A 19,785-nucleotide genomic window follows, 5' to 3' on the forward strand; every position below is an offset into this window, starting at 1 on the left:
ACATTGTATAATCTCGTTGTGTACGCTTTTCTCTATTCCTATCTCGTTTTTCCATAATAAGTATATTTTCTGTAAACCTATTTTAGGACGCGACAGTTGAAAAAATAAAAGCTGTACAAAAAGTACAGCTTTATATATTTAAAGTAAATTTTCTATGATTTTACTTCCTGAATAAACAAATTAATCTCAGCTCTAATTAATAGTTCATCGTTATGAAAAGTCTCACAAAAGATATTGCAGATGTTTTCATACTGAGAAATTAACGATGCTTTTGAAATGATTTTATCACCCACTTTGGGTAAGGCGAAAACTTCAATCTTTTTGATATTGGTTATAAAACCAATCACTTTTGTATCAGCTTCAGGATTTTCGAAGAAGCTTTGTCCAAATATTGAAGAGCAGGTTTGCGCAAGGTTTTCAATTAAACCCGCTTCAACAAACTCATTGTTATGAACAAAAATATTGTCTTCCAGAATTTCAAAGGAAGTCATCACTTTTTCTTTAGTCAATTCTAAAATATAGTCTGCCATCAGCATAGGTTGGCGATGAGGTAAGAATTGATGAATATTGATGATGTCTTTTTCCTTGATTTCCATGAGAGTTATTTTACAACAGTTTTCATTTGAGAGTTGGCAATCTCAACATCATTCAGTTTTGTAATAATATTGACAAGCGTAACGCCCATTACTTCATTCAAAATAGTAACTTCAGATTTTAGATGATCTCCGACTTTTGGCAATGCCTCAGCTTCAAAAGACTTAATTGCACCAATATATCCTGTGGGAGCATCTTTGCCCAAAAGATAATATTTGTAGCCGGTGTGTAAAGCCACACTTTGTGCCTGATGCTCGATCATTCCGGAAGCCTGAAAAATTCCGTTCTGAACAAAAATGTTGTCTTCTTTTATTTCAAATCCTGAGATCAGATGACTTTCAGAATATTCAGCAATCTCATTCACCATTACAAAAGGAGCCCTTTGTGGAATTAAGCTTTCTACAAAACTTTGATCTGATGTTGGTAGTCTGTTTTCCATTAGCAAACCGTTAGCAATGAACAAGAATACGCGAATCTTCCACTTTCAGGAACACAAAGAAGTATTCTTTCTCCTTTTTTCAATTTCCCTGAGTTCATTAACTCTTCTAAAGCTACGAATATAGAACCGGCCCCAATGTTTCCGATATCAGAAAGATTATAGTACCATTTTTCCCAAGGGAAATCTAATCCTACTTTATCAAATTCCTCTTTAAGCCCTTCTTTAAAGTACCCTGAAGAAATATGTGCTAAAACGTGATCAATAGAATCTGGATCTAAACTGTGTTTGTCGAAAGATGATCTTAAACTTTCTGCACCTTTTACCAAGATGTATTTATCAAGAATTTTAGTGTCTTGTTTTATCGCAAAAATAGATTGCTTTAACCATTCGTCTGAAGGGTAATCTGCCCAAGATTTTAAACTTCCGTCTTCTTGTTTTTCGCAACCTGCATACATACAAGCTTCGATTTCGTGAGCGTAAGAATAGAAATCAATGAAATCAATTTTCAATGAGATTTCGTTTTCTCTTGCTTTATTTTCTAATAAGAAAGCCCCCGCTCCGTCAGAAAGCATCCATCTAAGGAATTCTCTTTTGAAGGCAATGATTGGTCTTTCTTCCAATAAAATTAAATTTTCTGCTTCGTGGTTGAATTTATCAGCGGTCATCCATGCAGACATTCTTTCAGAACCTGCACAAACTGCTGTTTCCTGAACTCCTGCTTTAATAGATAGGAATCCGTAATTCAAAGCGTTCATCCCCGAATTACAAAGGCCTGTTGCGGTGTTAATCTCAATAGATTTCCCGATGTTTAATTCCCCATGCACCATAGAAGCGTGTGAAGGCTGAATCTGGTCTGGAGAAGTGGTTCCCACAGACAGCAACTTCATATCTGATTTTTTGAAATTTTCATCAAAAAGTCCTTCAATAGCTTTTGCGGTAAGCTGTGCATTGGTATGCGTTGGGTTTCCTTCTTTGTCTAAAGCGTAATATCTTGTGGTGATTTTATTGTTTCTTAAAATAATAGATTTCGCTTTAGATCTCGCCTCATTTATATAGCCAAGATACGTTTCCATTTCATCATTAGAAACAGGCTCATTGGGTAAGTATTTTGATGCTTTTGTTATAAATACGTCGTACATTCTATTTTAAATTAATTCCTTGTAAATATTTTTTTTGTTTCTGTCTTTTAAACCAAAATATAGGTGTTGTCAGCAGGTGTAAAACTAAAACGATGGGTGAGATTACCCAGATTGCTGCCATCAAATATACCTTAAAGAATTTTATCAACAATGGTCGTTTTTCTTTTTTCTTGATAATCAGGTTAGACCATATGGTGAAAATCTTGTTTCCTACCTTTTCTACTCTTACTAAAAAAGGGCGGATCTCTACTGCTCCGTTTTGTATCAGATCAGGCTGGAGATTGTCTAAGTCATTGTTTTTAAAATGTCTCTCAATAACCTCGCCATATTTTACAGAACCTGTAATTTCTTCATCTGAAACGCCTGCTGCAGGAAGCATTCCTGATTTTTCTTTTTGCCCTGTTGTTAACCAACGTAAAATGGTTAATACACTTGTATAATTGTCATGTCGGTCTACCAAAGCGATATTTCCGACAAGTTTTGATTTCATTTCTTTTAAATACACCTTTAGCTTCTCCTGAGAAAGCATCCACATGTTTCTTGTTGCAGAAATGGTAACTACCGGGGTGTCTTTCAACATATTTTCAGCATATCCACTTTTCAGGAATGATATAATAGGAATGGAAGGTGTTAAGTACCAAACCTGATAACCAAAAATAATAAGGTCATATTTTTTATTCAGCACTTCTTCCGAAGGCGGAAGGATCTCACTTGGAATCTGTAAATAAGATTCCGGAAAGGTGTCGAAAAATACATCGCTCGACCAAGGAAAAGCAAAGTCTTGCTTTAACTGAATATTATAATACGTAACATTGTATTCTTCTGTATTACTTTCAAACGGTTTTGCAACATTTTTTACAATGTCTTCCAATTGTCCGGTTTGTGAATAATATATAACAAGTATGTTTTTTTGCATTAATTTTTTTTATCGGTTACAAAAATATGCTTTTCATATTTATTATGTATGATGAAATACTTTTATTGATTCTGAACTGAATTCCAGCTTATAATTATCATTTTCAAATGAAGTATTTTTTATATTCAGAAAAATAACAATGTCTGGAAGTTCCTGAATATTTTTTAGAACAAAATTCTCATCAGAAATTAAAAGTACGTTTGCTTTTTTATTGATTTCGGAGAGATTATGGATGTAATTGATCTTTCTTCTCTTTACAATATAACTCTGTTCTGCGATTTCACGTTTTTCGTGATCATTCATTAAACTGAATATTTTTCTGCTTGCTTCCTGTAAAGTTAATAGCACATCTTTTTGTCCGAAATCATCAGCAATATGTAAAACAACTGCATCTTTTGGAATATGTTTATTCAATTCAAAGTAAACAGATTTATTTTTTTTGAAATCCTTTTTCAGTTCTTCTACAACATCAGTTTCTTTATATAGGAAGCTTAGGAATAACTTCTTTTTAAAATAATTTTCATCCTCGATCTGGTTTCTCAACTTTGCAAACTCATCTCTGAAATAGGCATTGATCTTTTTTGATCTTTCCGAATAGTTTTTACCAAAGCTAAGATCATCATTGTTAATTCTATCTCCAACTTTTACGGTAATGCTGCCATCATAAATAATAAAGTCGCCTTTTGGTAATACTTCAGAATTTCCATGAATGTAAACAGGAACTACATCCAACCCGAATTCTTCGGCAATATAAAAAGCTCCTTTATGAAATCTTTTTACATCATTGGTGTAAGAACGTTCAGCTTCTGGGAAAACCATTAAAGAATAGCCTTCATTTATTTTTTCTCGGAGTTGATCCATTCCATTCTCGATACCCTGCGAAACAGGAAAGAATCCTAAAGCTTTTACCAATTTTCCAAAGATGGGAGATTCATATACCCAGTCATTCACTAAGTAGACAATCTTATGGGTGGCCATTGCCATTGCTAATGTGTCCAGAAAAGAAGTGTGGTTGGCAATAATGACACAAGGTTTACTAAAATCTTCATTAGGATTTTTGATTACCGTTTTTTTTACAAAAGGAGTAAGATGCAAAACGGACTTTAAAAATAAAGCAATAGACTTTTTGATAGCACTCAACGTTTTTCCTTTTGCTTTTCTCACAAAGAAATGTCCGAAGAAAGAAAAGAATATTCCGCCTAAGCCGTAGTAAAAGAAAGATATAATAGAACGTAAGTACAATCTGAAAGTAATAGGCGAAAGTCCTTTTTTAGCTCTGTTGGTAATTAATAGTCTAAACCAGAACGGATATAATGTTGAGGTGATAATAATGACAGAAAACATTCCGATCAAAGCAACCAAAGCTAACGAATGTAAAGCCGGATGTTTGGCGAAAATTAAAGATCCGATTGATAATATGGTGGTAAAAACGGCTAAAATAATTGAAATTCTATATGTTGGAAGTTCATTTTTTCCTGTAGTATGCTCTTTTTGCATAGCCTTGGTAAGGAAAATACTGAAATCGTCCCCAACTCCGAAGACTAAGGTACACACAACGGTGCTGAAAATATTTAATTCTAATCCTAAGAAATATAAAATTCCTGCGGTTACAACTCCGGTTAAAACAATCGGAAACATCGTAAGGACAGTAAGTTCAAAATTTCTAAAGAAAACAATAATGGTTAAAACGATGGCTAATAATGAATAATTAATTAACGTGTTGAAGTCTCTTTTCAGTAAGCCTAAAAAGTTTTCATTCATCTGTTGACGATCGATTGCTAAAGCCTCGTGTTTCTTTTCAACATCTTTGATGAAGGCGTCTCTTTTGGTTTCATCTACTTTCACTACATTAGAAACAGTATAGAAGCCATTTTCATTACTTAAAAACTCAGAAATTTGTAATGCCTTTATTTTTTCGTAGTCTTTTAAACTTAACGTAGCATAGTCTTTATTTAAATTATCATTGAATTGATCAAAGGCGGAACTGTTAAATCCGAATTTGTTTCCATTGCTTATCAATTCAGAAATCGTTTGATTTTTTTTATGGCTGTCCCAGAATTTTTTCCAAACTTCAATTTTCTTTTGTTGGTCTTTGTCTGATAAAACAACATTTCCAATAGAGTTGTAACTTAATATTTTTCCGTCTTTCTTTTCTTTTTCAAGGAATTGAGAGAGTTGAGAGTTTCTTGCCAACGCTTCATTCTCTGAATTTCCATAAGAAATGGTGTAAATAGATTTTGAAGTGATGTCAGAAAGTTTCTCTAGCTTAGCTTCACTTATTTTTAAATCTTTTGGAATGTAATTCAAATCTCCAATATCTTCATTAAAACCAACATGTCTGAAACCAAAGATGCATGCGATAATAATGATAGAGCAGCCAATAATTAAAGGTTTGTTTTTCTCGTATGGGTAAGATCCTATTTTATCGATAAAGTTGGTGCTTACTTTTTCGTCCTTTTGTTTAGGGTTGTAAAGTTGAGGAACGATAATCAATGCCGTGATTGAAGAAAGAATAACCGTAATGGCAGCAAAAAGCCCAAGGTCTTTCAATGCTTCAGATCGAACAAAAACCAAACATAAAAATGAAACAGCTGTTGTTGCGCTACTTAGAATAATCGGTTGTGTAATCTCTTTATAGAGTTCTTCAATATTATTGTTGTGCTTGTAGTGGGTCAGGATATGAAGCGCGTAATCAATTGTGATTCCAATCAAGATAGCTCCGACACTTAAAGAGATTGCCGAGATTTTATCTTTAATGAAATATAAAATCAATAAAGCCAGTAAAACTGAAAATACAGTCGGAAGAAAAACGATGATTGGTGTAAAGAAATTCCTGAAATAATAGATCAACAATATCAAAAGCAACGTCATAGAAATGATTACTGTATTTTGAATATCTTTTTTGATCTGTTGAGCATTGGCCACGGCAATTACCGGCGAACCAAAATAACTAAGCTCTGTTTTCCCTTTAAACTGTTTGTTGAGGTTGTCTTTTATTTCGTTAAGCTGATTGATAAATGCCTCATTATTCTTGGTGTCATTGCTTTTATTTTTAGGTTCAATAAAAAGCAGAAGATTTTTCCCGTCTTTGGTAACGATGTAATTGTCCTCAAGTTTGAAGTCTTTACTGATATTTAAAGCGTTCAGTTTTTTGATTCCCAAAAACGTGATTCCCAGCGGATCTTTTTTTATAAAACCCTTAGTTACCAAGCTTGTAGGTGAAACCAGTGAAACATAATTATTTTCTACCTGTTTGGCAATGCTGTCTTTCTGAAGTTTTCTTTCAATTTCCTTGTAATCGTTTTCATTTAAGAATAAAGGAAGGTTTTGATTAACGAAATCGAAGGTTTCTGAAATTTCACTGTCATTTACTTTTCCTTGAACAGTACCTATGTATTTTTGTAAAGGATCAATTTTTTGTAAAAAAGTATCTGCTGTTTCAGAGAGCTGAAAATTATCTTCTTTAGATTTATTTTCAATGATGACGATGATCTTATCTGAGAAATTAAGCTGTTTAAGAACTTTTGCAGTAAGATCGGATTTTTCATTTTTAGGGATTATCTGGTTGATATCTTCCTCGAAATTAATCTTTGATGCGAAAAATCCACATACCAAAGCAATACTTAAAGCAATAAATACTGAAAGTGTTTTGTTTCTGGAAATGAGATAATATAGAAATATAAAAAAACGGTGCATTGCGTTATGAAATCAAGTTTGCAAATTTAATTTTTTAAGTATAAGTTCAAAAGATTTAATATATAAAGTTTTAGCTTAAAATATTCTGGACGAAATAAAAAAAAAATCTACTTTTGCAGAAGTTCCCTATTGATGAAAAAAAATATAAAAAAAACTTGTAAGTAATGAACTTGGTTTTTGATATGTTTTAAGACCCACACATATATAAATAATGAGTTTACTACATCCGTATTTTCTAATAGCAATTATTTTTCTGTTTATTTTCAGTTACCAAGAAGTGTTTCGGGGTAAGGTAGAAAGTAAATACCTTTATTTTTTATGTGGATATTTGGTGCTAATTGCAGGCTTTCGAGATGCAGGTGCTGATTATGGAAGTTATAGAGGGATTTATATATATTCTGATACTTTAGATTATAATAGTATTATTCTGAAGGGGCTACATCTTAATAGTCCGCAGCCCATTGCTGTAGAATGGTTGTATGTTCTTATCAATAAGTTTCTTCTGAATATTTTCAATGCTCCATTTTATATGCTTACGCTGGTTATAGCCATATTAGCTATATTTTTTAAAGCTAAGTATGTAGAAGATAATACATTTTATCCGTTTACATTCATTCTGTTTACATTTGTTCCTGGTTTTTTTATTGGTGAATGTGGCCAAATGAGGCAGAATTTAGGGGTTTTTATGGTGTATTTTGCAGTACGATTTATAAAAGAAAGAAAGCTGTTTTACTATCTTTTGTGTATTTATTTGGCAGGAGGTATTCATAATGTATGTTATGCATTTTTGCCAATGTATTGGCTGGCTCGTATCCCGGTAAATAAAGGGATTATGCTTGGCGCTATTTTAGTGTCTATAATAATGTCACCATTTGAAGTGTATAGGGTTTTTGGTAGCTTTTTAAATGGAATAGCTTCGGATAGTGTTGTTATTGATGGTTTTAATGCATACATGGAGGAAACCGCGGAAAGGCTTAATGGTGGAATTGGTATTCCAGAGATTATGACCGCTATTCTTACCTTTTTCCTATTTTTCTATGATACTAAAATGGTGGAAAAGTATCCTTATTATGAATATCATAGAAATTATGCTCTTGTGGGAATATGTTTTTACTTTATATTTAGAAATAATCCTGTTTTCTCATCCAGATTGGTAGGGGCTTTCACTGGTTTTGGATTTGTAATCATTCCGAATGCGATGTATGTAGTTTCGAAAAGCACGAAAACAATGATCTATACTTTTATTATATCATTGGTTGTTTTTAATTTTGTGGTCTTTTCTAGTTTAAGAAATATTGTGGCGGGTAACTTTACAATTGGTCTTTATAAAAACTTCCTCCTTCCATAAATCTAAAAATTGTCAGATAATTTTATATAAGTTCTAATTTGATGTGTACTTAAATCAGGATTTTTTTTCCATAAAATAGTTGTGCTCTAATCTTAGGTTTTGAGTTCATTAAAGATTAATTTAATAAGAATAAATATCTTGGAAATAGTATTAAAGACTAGGTTTGTAATGTAAATAAAAGAGGTTACCCCAAAAGGCGGGCCTCTTTTATTTACATTAATTTAAAAACACTTTCAATAGTTTTTTTATTATTTTTACCAAAATTATGTAAATATAATGATGATGAAAAAAAACATTTATTACGGAATGGATGATGTATCCGTGAAGATCCCTCAAGGAAAAGGAGTAATATCAAACAAAAAAATATTCTTTGCTAATGGTATCTCCTAAAATAGCTGTACTTGTTCCGTGTTATAATGAAGCGTTAACAATTGGAAAAGTTGTAAGTGATTTCAAAATCTTTCTTCCAGATGCTGAAATTTATGTTTATGATAATAATTCAAAAGATGGAACATCCGTTATCGCAAGGGAAGCTGGGGCAATAGTTAAGTACGAAAAAAAGCAAGGAAAGGCAAATGTTGTTTTCAAGATGTTTCGTGAAATAGATGCTGATATTTACATCATGATTGATGGGGATGATACGTATCCTGTAGATTGCATTCAGCAAATGTTGGATCAGTTTATTGAAAATAATTGCGATATGCTTGTTGGAGACAGGCTTTCAAATAATAGTTACAAAAATCAAAATAAAAGAGCATTTCATAATTTTGGAAACAATTTGGTAAGGAATCTTATTAACGTCTTTTTTGGTTCAGAACTGAAAGATATCTTATCTGGTTATCGGATTTTTTCAAAAAAGTTTGTAAAGAATTATGCAAGTACTATAAAAGGTTTTGAGCTGGAAACTGATCTCTCTATTTATTCATTAAATTATGAGTTGGTAATAGACGAGTATTCAATAGATTATAGAGATCGTCCCGAAGGAAGCGTTTCTAAATTAAATACTTTTACAGATGGATTTAAGGTTATAAAACTCTTTTTTAACCTGGTGAGACTTTATAAGCCGCTTCTGTTTTTTGGAACAGTATCTGCGGTTATGTTTATTTTGGGACTTTTATTTATGACTATTCCTATCAGAGAGTATTTTGAGTATAAGTATGTGTATAAAGTTCCAACCCTTATATTTTCTATCATGTTGATTATTCTGTCGTTACTTGCTTTTATGACGGGTCTTATTCTGGATAATATTAGTATAATTGATAAGAAAAATTTTAAAGTACGATATAATAGCACAAGATAATATGAAAAATAAGTTTATTTTCCTGCTTTTCATTGTTTTGTTTTTTTGTAATAGTCAGTTTAATTTATTCCATTTTATTCCACAAGAAAGATTTGAATATAGTAAACTTGAAGTGTCTGAAACATTGATTATAGGGAAGTTGTTAAACTCCCAACAAGGAGGTATATTTGAGGATGGGGGGTTTACCGGTATTTATTTTACAGATGCTGATATTTCTTCCCGATTTTCATCAGGAAAAAAATCTTATATAAAATATATCAATAATGAGCATCCTAAAAAATATTATTATTGGGCGTATAAGTCTCAAATTGGGGGGCAGGCTATATTGTACAGCGCTTTTGATAAGATATTTGGCTTAGATAATAAAGTCAATATATTAATTTTTAGGATGCTGAATTCTTTGTCATTAAGCCTATTATTAACTTTGATTTTATTTTGGATAAAAAAGAAGTTTGGAATGACTACCTGTATTATTAGCTTTCTACTCATTATCCCAAATTATTGGATATTTGTGTATGGTAAAAGTACTTGGTGGTGTAATTGGGTTTATTTTCTTCCTTTTGCTTATTCACTTTTCTTTTTTGAAAGAAACAAAACAAGCTTTAGCAGTAGGAAATATATCTACATGCTTTCATTGTTATTTTTCATTAAATTTTGGTTTACAGGTTTTGAATTTATTACGGTGTTTTTGATATCTTCTTCTATACCATATATTTATTACTTGTTTGAAAATAAATGGTCATTTTATTTTAAATTTATAAGAATACATTTTGTAATAGTTGCAGTTCCATTGGTTTTTACTGTTTTATTTCAACTTTTTCAGTTTAAGCTTTTAACAGGTAATTTTGAAGATGGAATTGCTCATCTTATCGATGCTTACTCAAGAAGAGCTAATGGAGAGTATTCGTATACCGGAGAATATGCTTATCTAAATAATTTGAAACAGTATCATCTGGATATACTTATGAGGTATATTGGAGGGTCATTTGTTAATGAAGATTTCATTAAATTACCTTTTATCGTAATTATTGGTTTGGGGTTTTTTAGCTCTGTTTTTTTATATGTTAAGAATATTGAGCGAAAATTAGTTTTTACCACTTGGTTTTCAATTTTAGCACCGCTTAGTTGGCTTATCTTATTTAAGGAACATGCACATATTCATCCACATATTGATTTCTTTATTTGGTATTGTCCATTTTTACTATTATTAATTCTTGTAATATCTTTAACATTAACTTTCTTTTTAAAGAGTTTTAAAACAGTTTTTTAAATCATTAGAAATGTTATTGCAGGTAGATTTACAATAGATCTTTATCATAATTTCCTTCTTCTTTAGAATTTTCCTTCAAAATAATTATATAAAAACAGAGATTATGTCTCTGTTTTTTTTGGTTTAAAAATAAATTTATTTATCTCTAATTAATTTGTTGATATTAATATTTATTCATATCAGTTTATTGGTTAATAAAATTAATACATAATGCTTTATTTTTGTATTTGTTAATTTTAAATTATTATTTGTGTTTCTATAATGTGGTATGTGTTAATTATTTTTAATATAATTCGTTTATTTGAATTTTATTTATAAAATAAATAACTCTTTTTCAAAGTAGGTGTAATAGTTGCTGTTTAAAAATAGCACAAAATTAAAGGATAGGGATATGGAAAAGTCATTAAAAAAGGTATTGGCAATACTTTGTCTGTTGTCAATAAGTGTTTATTCTAAAAATAGGGTTGATTCTAATAATCCTAATTTCTCTCAAAGTTCCAAAGATGTATATCTGAAAAGCTCAGATACTATTATTAAAGTCTTGGAAGGGAAAAAGAATAAAGAATCAAATGTTATTAATAGTTCTTCTATTAATTCAAATAATCAAAGTAATTTACGTGTAAAGCCAACAGTTGTTTCCTTAGACTGGACAAAGGCGCCCAATAGTTATATTTTTGATCCCAGCCAGAATAGTGAAGGCTTGTATGTTCCTGTAAAAAAGGCTTATATAATGTGGGGAAATGATAAATATATTGGCGGTGCTGGTATTCCTGACGGAGCTGTTACAGCCGATGTTTTATGGGAAGATGTTCATGGGTTAATAAAAACAGGTTCCGGATATTCTCTTGAGGTTTTAGATTCTGGCCTCAATGCTAAAATTAAAGTTCCTGTTAATAAATCTAAAAAAGGGAATGCAGTGATTGCTTTTAGAGTTAATGGTGAGATTTATTGGTCTTGGCATATTTGGGTAACTGATGATCCTTCAAACGGTCCAGCTTATAAAAGCTTTGGTAATGTAAAGAGAGAATTAAGCGATGGAACAATAGAGCCTATTCCGGATTCTGACTGGAAATGGATGGACCGAAATTTAGGAGCCGTCAGCAATTCTATGACGAGTAATGAGTGGAGTAGAAGTGGTGGTTTGTTGTATCAATGGGGAAGAAAAGATCCTATACCTCCTTTAGTAACCAAAGTAGATGATTTTTATGAAGCAAGTGGTTCTATTGGTAGAGTGAGGCATAGAGGTGCTAAAAATTTAACGAATGCAATTAAAATAGATGATCTTACTAAGTATGTTTTATTATCGAATGCTGAAGTTGGTAATAATTTGAAACTGTCTATTAAAAATCCGTTGAGTCTTATTTATATCAATAAAGATGATAATTCCGGACCTGCATATTATAACGGTAATGTAAATCTTCCCATTAATTGGTTTGGTAAATCAACAACTTTGGCAGATAGCCAGTTGACTGAATTGAATTTATGGTCAGATAATTCTCAGGGTAAAATTACGGCTAATTATAATAGTGATGATAGTGGAAGGGCTTATAGAAATAAGTCTTCTTATGATCCTTGCCCAAATGGATGGCGAGTGCCTTCTGTATTGGTTGCAAATCTTGGTTCGGCAACATATGCTGATGATGTTAGGGTTGATTTTTCTCCTTTTGGAGTGAGAACGAATATGGGAAAAGATCTTTTTGAAACCAATAAATACCATATCATAAAACCTACAGATAATGGTGTTCCTGGTTTCATGACGGGCTTTAAAGTATATTCCAATTATTGGTTTGATCTCTCTAAGGTAGGAGGGAATAATATGGGCGTTTTCCCTGGAAGTGGGCAGATAGTTCAGCTAGCTCATGAAGGACAATATAGTGATCAGCATCATATAGGTTTGTGGACGGCAACAATGCCTAGGCATTTTGATGCTTCTCCTTCCGTGAATGCGAGAATGTTGTTTATGATTCCGGATAAAGATCAGCCTGATGTGCCCGATCCAGCGTTTCCTAATGTAAAGGGAAGATATTTTTATATGCCTTTAATGACAGGAAAGACTTCTGATGCTAATGGATGTAGGTGTATAAAAGACCCATTATACATTGCCAATAGTTATGATTTTCCTACAGAATATTTGCCACAAACCCAGGAATATAGAGAGGGTATTAATAATCCTAATACCTATCAGATTGTTAAAAATACGGCGGTTACAACTATTGAAATTCCCGTGAGCAAAGCTTTCTCAGTTCAAAGCCAGCTTTTAAACAATCAGGAAATTCTTAACTCATCTAACTTTAATAATTTAAAAGTAAATGTTCTCTGGACAACTAATTCTAGTTTAATTAATAAACTTACGGTTGTGAATCCTTCTCCGGGAAGTATTTCTGCAATTTCAGCGTCTAAGATTTTAGTTGATATTAATCCTAACCAAAGTGGAAATGCTGTAGTAACTTTGCATAACGGAAGTATTACTAATCCTGTATATTGGAGCTGGCATATTTGGGTGACTGATACGCCTATTCAATCTAATAGTTATACCACTGAGCTTCCAATTACTGGAGTGACGAATTATGTAAATTATGTAACGAAGGCTAGATCTGTTCTCCAAACAGAATTTATGGACAGAAATTTAGGAGCAACAGATGCGTTTCCAATTGTGGCAAATCCTCTTACTCCTTCAACAGCAGAGCTTGCGGTAATAAAAGCTTCTACAGGCTTGCATTATCAATGGGGAAGAAAAGACCCACTTCCTGTTTTTCAGTATGCTGATAACAGGGCTTCTTATGCAGTGTTTTTAGGGAAGGTTAATACTAACGGTACGCCCTCATATACTTCTCTACCTTATGCAACCTATAATAATTTGTCGGGAGCATATATTGTTCCATATAATATTTATGCAGCTAATGCAAATGTAGTAACGACCGATAAGGTTTCAGATAGGGTTGCTAAGGTTTTATCTTACTCAGTTAAAAACCCTTTAGTGTATATGATTCCGAGTTCTTTTGCTTCTTATAATAGTGCGATGCCTCTTTATACTAATGGTACAGACTGGTTGTCAACCGAGCCTAATTTGGCGGCAGACAGATGGGGAAGAGGTGGTAATAAATCGCCTTTTGATCCTTGCCCTGAAGGTTGGAGGATTCCTGATATTATGAACAGTGCATATAACTCCAATCAAGATTTTGGGATTACTCCTTGGTATAAAAAAGATAAAAATGTAGGAACAGGATATAGTGTATCTACAGATTATTTAGGAATAAGAGTAAGGAATCCGAGTACAACAAGTACCATAGGCTATACCTTTAATGATCCTGCTTATAAAATAGGAAACTATCCTAATTCCGGCTCCAGAGGTTATAGAAGTGTTATTGCTAATCAAACATCGGCAGGTACTTTTAATGCCGTTAATTTCCAATTTCCCGGAGTTTGGACTGCAGCATTAAACTCAAATTATATTGGTAGACCTATTGATGTGATGTTTGATGCAGCTTCTACTGCTAATCGTATGACTGCCTTTAATGATAATAATGATCCTTATTTTGCAATGAGCTGTCGTTGTGTTAAAATAAAATATGATGCCAATGGAAATGAACAAGGCGCCCTTCCTATGCTTCAAATTACTTCATTGCCTGCTACGCTAGCATCCTCAGCATTAAGGAAAACGGAAGTGTTGGAAAAGATTAAGGAAAACAAGATTTCATTATTTCCTAATCCTGTAAAAGATGTGTTGTACATAAAGGCTCCGGAAGAGAAAGGCTATTTTTATCAGATGTATAATATGTCTGGACAGCTTGTGAAATCTGGACAATTTGAAAATGGAAGCACCAATGTTTCCTCTTTGATTTCAGGAATCTATTTAGTTCGGATTAATAATTCGGAAAGCATGGTGAAAATTATTAAAGAGTAAATTAAAAAATAACAATACCAACGGAAGGGAATAAAAACAGATCATGCTTTTATTCCCTTTTCTTTTACAAAAAATCATCATATTCTTTACATCTATTAAAATTGATGAAAAATTCTATGTCATTTTTTTTAAATATAAATATTCTTTATGATTTAAGGGTAAAGTACCTTGTATAAAGAGATTGATGCTTGTTTTTTCTTTTTACTAAGTCTTAATAAAACTCTTTTGATTGCCAAATTAAAATTGGATAACAAAAAGTATATAATAAAAAAGCTTTACTTTTGCAAAAATTTTAGAATGTCGAAAAATTTAGTAATTGTAGAGTCTCCGGCGAAGGCAAAAACTATTCAGAAATATTTAGGGAAAGATTTCGAAGTAAAATCCAGTTTTGGACACATTAGGGATTTACCTAAAAAAGGGATGGGTATCGACCTTGAGACCTTCAATCCAGATTATGAAGTTTCGGCAGATAAAAAGAAACTGGTAACAGAATTAAAGTCCGCTGTGAAGAAAGCCGAAATGGTTTGGTTGGCTTCCGATGAGGACCGCGAGGGTGAGGCTATTGCTTGGCACTTAGCAGATGAATTAAAACTGAAACCGGAAAATAGAAAAAGAATTGTTTTTCACGAGATTACTAAAAATGCGATTCTAAAAGCAATTGAAAACCCAAGAGATATAGACCAGAATTTGGTAAACGCTCAACAGGCAAGAAGGATTTTAGATAGAATCGTAGGTTTTGAAATGTCTCCGGTTCTTTGGAAAAAAGTAAAACCGGGATTGTCAGCAGGAAGAGTTCAATCTGTTGCAGTAAGACTAATTGTTGAAAGAGAAAAAGAAATCCGTGCATTTACTCCAAAAGCGAGTTTTAAACTAGACGGGATCTTTGTTAATAAAACAGAGCAGGATATTGCTGCTAAACTTAAAAAAGACTTCGAAAAAGAAGAAGACGCTGAAAAATTCCTTGAGCAGGCAAGAACTACAGAATTTAAAGTTCTGAATGTTGAAACCAAACCAGGAACACGTTCTGCATCGGCACCTTTTACAACGTCTACATTACAGCAGGAAGCATCTTCAAGATTAGGATATAACGTAACAAACACCATGCGTATTGCACAAAGGCTGTATGAAGAAGGTTACATTACGTATATGAGAACGGATTCAGTAAACCTTTCTCAGGAGGCTATTGAAGGCGCAAAAAAACAAATTACAACAGAATACGGAGCAGAATATTCTTCTCCAAGAAATTATACAACGAAATCTGCTTCAGCACAAGAAGCTCACGAGGCGATTCGTCCTACAGATTTTTCAGTAAAAAGTATTGGCGATGCTCAATTGAGTAAATTATATCAATTAATTTACAGAAGAACATTAGCTTCTCAGATGGCCAATGCTAAAATAGAGAAGACAGTTATCGAGATCGGAAATGCAAAATTACCACAACATTTTGAAGCACAGGGAGAGGTTATCATTTTTGATGGTTTCTTAAAAGCGTACGGAATTGTTAAGGCTGAAGACGACGATGACGAAAACAATGATAAATTACTTCCAAAAGTAAGTATTGGTGAAGTTTTGGAATACAAAACGATTACGGCTACAGAAAAGTATACCAGACCAAGTGCAAGATATACAGAAGCAGGATTGATTAAAAAACTGGAAGAATTAGGTATTGGTCGTCCGTCAACATACGCACCGACAATTCAAACCATTCAGAATCGTGAATATGTAGACAAAAGAGAAATCGAACCACAAATGAGAGAAGTGGTAAAGATCTCTTTAGCAAAAGATAAAATTAAGAAAGTAATTCTTGACGAGAAATTCGGAGGAGATAAAAATAAATTCGTTCCTACAGATATTGGGGAAGTGGTAAGTGATTTCTTAACAGACAACTTCAAAGAAATCTTAGATTACGGTTTTACAGCAAGAGTAGAAGAGAGTTTTGACGAAATTGCAAATGGTGCGCAGAAATGGAAGGAGATGATGACCGATTTCTATTCTAAATTCCACCCTAGAATTGCAGATGTTGAAGAAAACGCAGACCGTGCGAATGGAGACCGACATTTAGGAGTAGATCCGAAAACGGGTAAAAATGTTCATGCAAGAATCGGAAGGTTTGGAGCAATGATCCAGATTGGAGAAACTGAGGATGAAGAAAAACCTACTTTTGCATCATTAATGGTAGGGCAAAATATTGCAACCATTACTTTTGAAGAAGCTATGGAGCTTTTCAAATTGCCTTTTGAATTAAACAGTTTTGAAGACCAACCTGTTTCAGTAGGAGTTGGTAGATTTGGTCCTTATGTAAAATGGGGCGAAACATACATCAGTATTCCGAAAGGGGAAGATCCTTTATCTGTAAACCAAGAGAGAGCGGAAGAAATTATTAAAGAAAAGAAAATAGCTGATGCCCCAATTGCAACATATCAAGGGGAGCCTGTAACAAAAGGAACAGGAAGATTCGGCCCTTTTATTAAATACAAAAGTATCTTTGTAAACGTTCCTAAGAAATATGATTTCGACAATCTTTCTCAAAGTGATATCAATGAATTAATAGATGCTAAGCTTGAAAAAGAAGCCAACAGATATATTCAACAATGGGAAAAAGAAAAAATTTCTATTGAAAACGGAAGATGGGGACCTTTCATCAAATTTGGAAAAACAATGTTTAAAATTCCAAAGAAAAAAGATGATACAAAATATGAAGGAGAAGAATTGAAAGAAATTTCTTTAGATGAGGTTAAAAAATGGATCACAGACCAGGATCCTAAAGCTTTTGCCGAGAAAAAGAAACCAGCTGCTAAGAAAGCTACCACTGCAAAGAAAACAACGGCAGTGAAGAAAGCACCTGCAAAAAAGAAGTAATATTAAAATAATACTACCCAAATACTAAAAAGCCGTTAACATTAAGTGTTAGCGGCTTTTTTTGTCAACAAAAAACGAGACACAATACTAACTTGATGAGGTTTTTTGTATGTTTGTGAAAATGTTCTTTAGAAAACATTTTTTTTGAAGTAAAATAATTTAAGATTATTACATACAATGAATTTTGAAGATTTTATCATTTCCCCAAGAAATTTCAAAACCGAAAGTTGGCAGATAGGAAATCGTATTACAAAAGAAATAAAGGAAGACAGTATTGTCCTTCTTTTTATTTCAGATTACAGAGGTTCTAATGGTGAGGCAGAAGTACAGGATTTTACATCAGTAAGAAAGGAATTTTATAAACTTTCACAGCTTGATTTTGAAATTCCTATTGTAGATTTGGGAGATTTGGTTTCAGGTAAATCTGTTCAGGATTCTCATTATATCCTGCAGGAGGTGTTGTCGGTTTGTCATTACAAAAGAGCAATACCTTTAATTATAGGAGGTTCAAATGATTTTGCTTTCTCTCTTTTTTCTGCATTAAATTTTCATAAAAAACAGATTAATTATACTCAAATCAGTAATATTATTTCCCTTCAGCAAGGCGAACATATTAATGAGCATACTTTTTTGAGTAAAATGTTTGCCACTAAAAGTTTCTCTATTAAGAACTATCATCATTTAGGATATCAAAAACATTTGAATGAAGCAGATTCTATAAAACTAATCAAAGAAGTAGAGTTTGATATTATCCGTTTAGCTGAAATGATGAATTCTACGGAAAAAACAGAACCTTTTTTCAGAAAAGCAGATTTGGTGACCGTTAATTGTGATGCAATTGAAAGTTTTAGCGAACCTTTTTCTATGAATCCGCAAGTGAATGGATTGAACCGAAGAGAAATTTGCGCCTATATGAAAGAAATAGGCTTGAGTGAAAATCTTAAATCTGTAGGAATCTTTAATTATAATATTTATTCTGAAAGTCAATTAAATCACCAGCTTTTAGCACAAATGATCTGGTATATGATTGAAGGAATTAATATCCAACAGTCGCATCCAAGAGAAAGGCATTACGAAATATTCTATGTTTTGATAGATGATAGACAATATACTTTCAAACGCGATACTTTCAGTAATTTATGGTATTTTGGTGATGATGAAAATATAGAAAACTGCATTCCGTGTTCAAGGAAAGATTTTGATGAAGCTAAAAAAGGCTGGCTAAGCGCAAGACTGACGAAAATATAATGTATGATAAACCTTGTTCCCCCAAAAGTTTCCATAATTGTTCCCGTTTATAATGTAGAAAATTACTTGGCAAAATGCCTTGATTCTTTAATGAATCAAACGCTTCAAAATATTGAGGTTTTGGTTATAAATGATGGAAGTAAAGATAATTCTGAAAAAATTATTCAACAATATGCTCAGCAATATCCAGAGAAAATAAAAGCTTTCTCCAAAGAAAACGGAGGACTTAGTGATGCCCGTAATTTTGGAATTGACAGGGCGACAGGAGATTTTATTGGCTTTGTAGATAGTGATGACTATGTTACAGAGACGATGTTTGAGGAAATGGTGACTCTGGCAGAAAAATATCAATCAAAAATGGTGATCTGCAATATTCAAAAAGTGGATCAACATGGAAATATCACTCAAAAATTAACACAGATTCCGAATATGCCGGAGGAAATTATTCTTAAAGATAATTTTTCGGTATTCTCTGATTTGAGCTATTTTGCTTGTAATAAATTATTCCAAAAAGAGCTATTTGATCAGAAAAGATTTAAAAAAGGGGTTCATTTTGAAGATATTCAGCTTATTCCTCAGCTTTTATTGGCTTGTGAAAATATAGCTCAGACTCAAAATTTTCATTATCAATATCTGGAGCGTACAGATTCTATCAGTAAAACCCATACCGAAAAAGGATTGGATATTTTGAAAGCTGTAGAAGATGTGGAATCTATTTTTGAAAAATCTCAATACTCTGAAAAGAAACGAGAATTAAAAAACTTTCAGATTTTTGAAGGAGTATATTCATTTTTAGCATATCTTGCTTTTGTGAAAAGTGATGAAGTTTTTTATGATATGGCTAATAAATTAGAGATTTTCATGAAAGATAGGAATTTAAAATTAAAAGATATATTAAACTATAGTCGTTTTGATAAAAATTATCTTTTATCTTTGCCTCTGAAAAAAAAGATTTTTTATCTATTGTTTTTTGCAGGACAGAAAAAAATGATAAGAAAATTAATGTAAACACAAATGTAAGTACAATTGTTTCGATTAGTAGAAACCTTTATCAAAAGCTTCTCTAAAAGTT

12 protein-coding genes are annotated in these 19,785 nt (G+C 32.4%); 7 read left to right on the forward strand and 5 right to left on the reverse strand.

What is annotated here, in order from left to right:
* Positions 1 to 152: 152 nt before the first annotated feature.
* Genes BUB80_RS21315 through BUB80_RS21335 form a run of 5 tightly spaced genes read right to left on the reverse strand, consistent with a single transcriptional unit; the run spans position 153 to position 6,784 of the window.
* Positions 153 to 596 carry a hotdog family protein gene (locus tag BUB80_RS21315; RefSeq protein WP_073297567.1) on the reverse strand — a complete coding sequence of 148 codons (444 nt, stop codon included), beginning with the start codon at positions 594 to 596 and terminating at the stop codon, positions 153 to 155.
* A 5-nt stretch (positions 597 to 601) separates the two neighbouring features.
* Positions 602 to 1,033 (reverse strand): hotdog family protein, encoded by a 432-nt coding sequence (locus tag BUB80_RS21320; protein ID WP_073297570.1) that lies wholly within the window; start codon positions 1,031 to 1,033, stop codon positions 602 to 604.
* Positions 1,033 to 2,172: a dialkylresorcinol biosynthesis protein DarB gene (locus BUB80_RS21325; protein ID WP_073297572.1), complete on the reverse strand. Its 1,140-nt coding sequence runs from the start codon at positions 2,170 to 2,172 to the stop codon at positions 1,033 to 1,035. The genes BUB80_RS21320 and BUB80_RS21325 overlap by 1 nt, the downstream gene beginning before the upstream one ends.
* A gap of 1 nt (position 2,173) precedes the next feature.
* A complete protein-coding gene (locus BUB80_RS21330; RefSeq protein WP_073297575.1) occupies positions 2,174 to 3,088 on the reverse strand; it encodes a hypothetical protein in 915 nt (304 codons plus the stop codon).
* A gap of 42 nt (positions 3,089 to 3,130) precedes the next feature.
* On the reverse strand, positions 3,131 to 6,784 hold the full coding sequence (locus BUB80_RS21335) for an MMPL family transporter (protein WP_073297578.1): 3,654 nt from the start codon (positions 6,782 to 6,784) through the stop codon (positions 3,131 to 3,133).
* Between the two features lie 211 nt (positions 6,785 to 6,995).
* On the opposite strand from BUB80_RS21335, the gene BUB80_RS21340 reads away from it, so the two are divergent.
* The 7 genes from BUB80_RS21340 to BUB80_RS21370 all read left to right on the forward strand — a co-directional run bounded on the left by BUB80_RS21340 (position 6,996) and on the right by BUB80_RS21370 (position 19,721).
* Positions 6,996 to 8,132: an EpsG family protein gene (locus BUB80_RS21340; protein WP_073297580.1), complete on the forward strand. Its 1,137-nt coding sequence runs from the start codon at positions 6,996 to 6,998 to the stop codon at positions 8,130 to 8,132.
* Positions 8,133 to 8,508: 376 nt separating this feature from the next.
* On the forward strand, positions 8,509 to 9,432 hold the full coding sequence (locus BUB80_RS21345) for a glycosyltransferase family 2 protein (protein WP_073297583.1): 924 nt from the start codon (positions 8,509 to 8,511) through the stop codon (positions 9,430 to 9,432).
* A 1-nt stretch (position 9,433) separates the two neighbouring features.
* The gene (locus tag BUB80_RS21350) at positions 9,434 to 10,702 is read left to right on the forward strand and encodes a hypothetical protein (protein ID WP_139262842.1); all 1,269 of its coding nucleotides are present in this window, start codon (positions 9,434 to 9,436) and stop codon (positions 10,700 to 10,702) included.
* Positions 10,703 to 11,093: 391 nt separating this feature from the next.
* Positions 11,094 to 14,606 carry a T9SS type A sorting domain-containing protein gene (locus BUB80_RS21355; protein ID WP_083547353.1) on the forward strand — a complete coding sequence of 1,171 codons (3,513 nt, stop codon included), beginning with the start codon at positions 11,094 to 11,096 and terminating at the stop codon, positions 14,604 to 14,606.
* A 297-nt stretch (positions 14,607 to 14,903) separates the two neighbouring features.
* Positions 14,904 to 17,465, forward strand: coding sequence for a type I DNA topoisomerase (gene topA, locus BUB80_RS21360; protein ID WP_073297590.1), 2,562 nt, complete (start codon positions 14,904 to 14,906; stop codon positions 17,463 to 17,465).
* A gap of 177 nt (positions 17,466 to 17,642) precedes the next feature.
* Positions 17,643 to 18,713, forward strand: a complete 1,071-nt coding sequence (locus BUB80_RS21365; protein ID WP_073297593.1) for a formimidoylglutamase — start codon at positions 17,643 to 17,645, stop codon at positions 18,711 to 18,713.
* Positions 18,714 to 18,716: 3 nt separating this feature from the next.
* Positions 18,717 to 19,721, forward strand: coding sequence for a glycosyltransferase family 2 protein (locus BUB80_RS21370; RefSeq protein ID WP_073297617.1), 1,005 nt, complete (start codon positions 18,717 to 18,719; stop codon positions 19,719 to 19,721).
* The last annotated feature ends 64 nt before the right edge of the window (positions 19,722 to 19,785 follow it).

Source organism: Chryseobacterium polytrichastri (genome assembly GCF_900142445.1).
GTDB classification, from domain to species: Bacteria; Bacteroidota; Bacteroidia; order Flavobacteriales; family Weeksellaceae; genus Chryseobacterium; species Chryseobacterium polytrichastri.

Bases quoted from the DNA above. Each gene is read 5' to 3' on its own strand.
- BUB80_RS21345 (WP_073297583.1), top strand. From the start codon at position 8,509: ATGGTATCTCCTAAAATAGCTGTACTTGTTCCGTGTTATAATGAAGCG.
- BUB80_RS21365 (WP_073297593.1), top strand. From the start codon at position 17,643: ATGAATTTTGAAGATTTTATCATTTCCCCAAGAAATTTCAAAACCGAA.
- BUB80_RS21370 (WP_073297617.1), top strand. From the start codon at position 18,717: ATGATAAACCTTGTTCCCCCAAAAGTTTCCATAATTGTTCCCGTTTAT.
- topA (WP_073297590.1), top strand. From the start codon at position 14,904: ATGTCGAAAAATTTAGTAATTGTAGAGTCTCCGGCGAAGGCAAAAACT.
- BUB80_RS21315 (WP_073297567.1), bottom strand. From the start codon at position 596: ATGGAAATCAAGGAAAAAGACATCATCAATATTCATCAATTCTTACCT.
- BUB80_RS21320 (WP_073297570.1), bottom strand. From the start codon at position 1,033: ATGGAAAACAGACTACCAACATCAGATCAAAGTTTTGTAGAAAGCTTA.
- BUB80_RS21325 (WP_073297572.1), bottom strand. From the start codon at position 2,172: ATGTACGACGTATTTATAACAAAAGCATCAAAATACTTACCCAATGAG.
- BUB80_RS21355 (WP_083547353.1), top strand. From the start codon at position 11,094: ATGGAAAAGTCATTAAAAAAGGTATTGGCAATACTTTGTCTGTTGTCA.
- BUB80_RS21340 (WP_073297580.1), top strand. From the start codon at position 6,996: ATGAGTTTACTACATCCGTATTTTCTAATAGCAATTATTTTTCTGTTT.
- BUB80_RS21350 (WP_139262842.1), top strand. From the start codon at position 9,434: ATGAAAAATAAGTTTATTTTCCTGCTTTTCATTGTTTTGTTTTTTTGT.
- BUB80_RS21330 (WP_073297575.1), bottom strand. From the start codon at position 3,088: ATGCAAAAAAACATACTTGTTATATATTATTCACAAACCGGACAATTG.
- BUB80_RS21335 (WP_073297578.1), bottom strand. From the start codon at position 6,784: ATGCACCGTTTTTTTATATTTCTATATTATCTCATTTCCAGAAACAAA.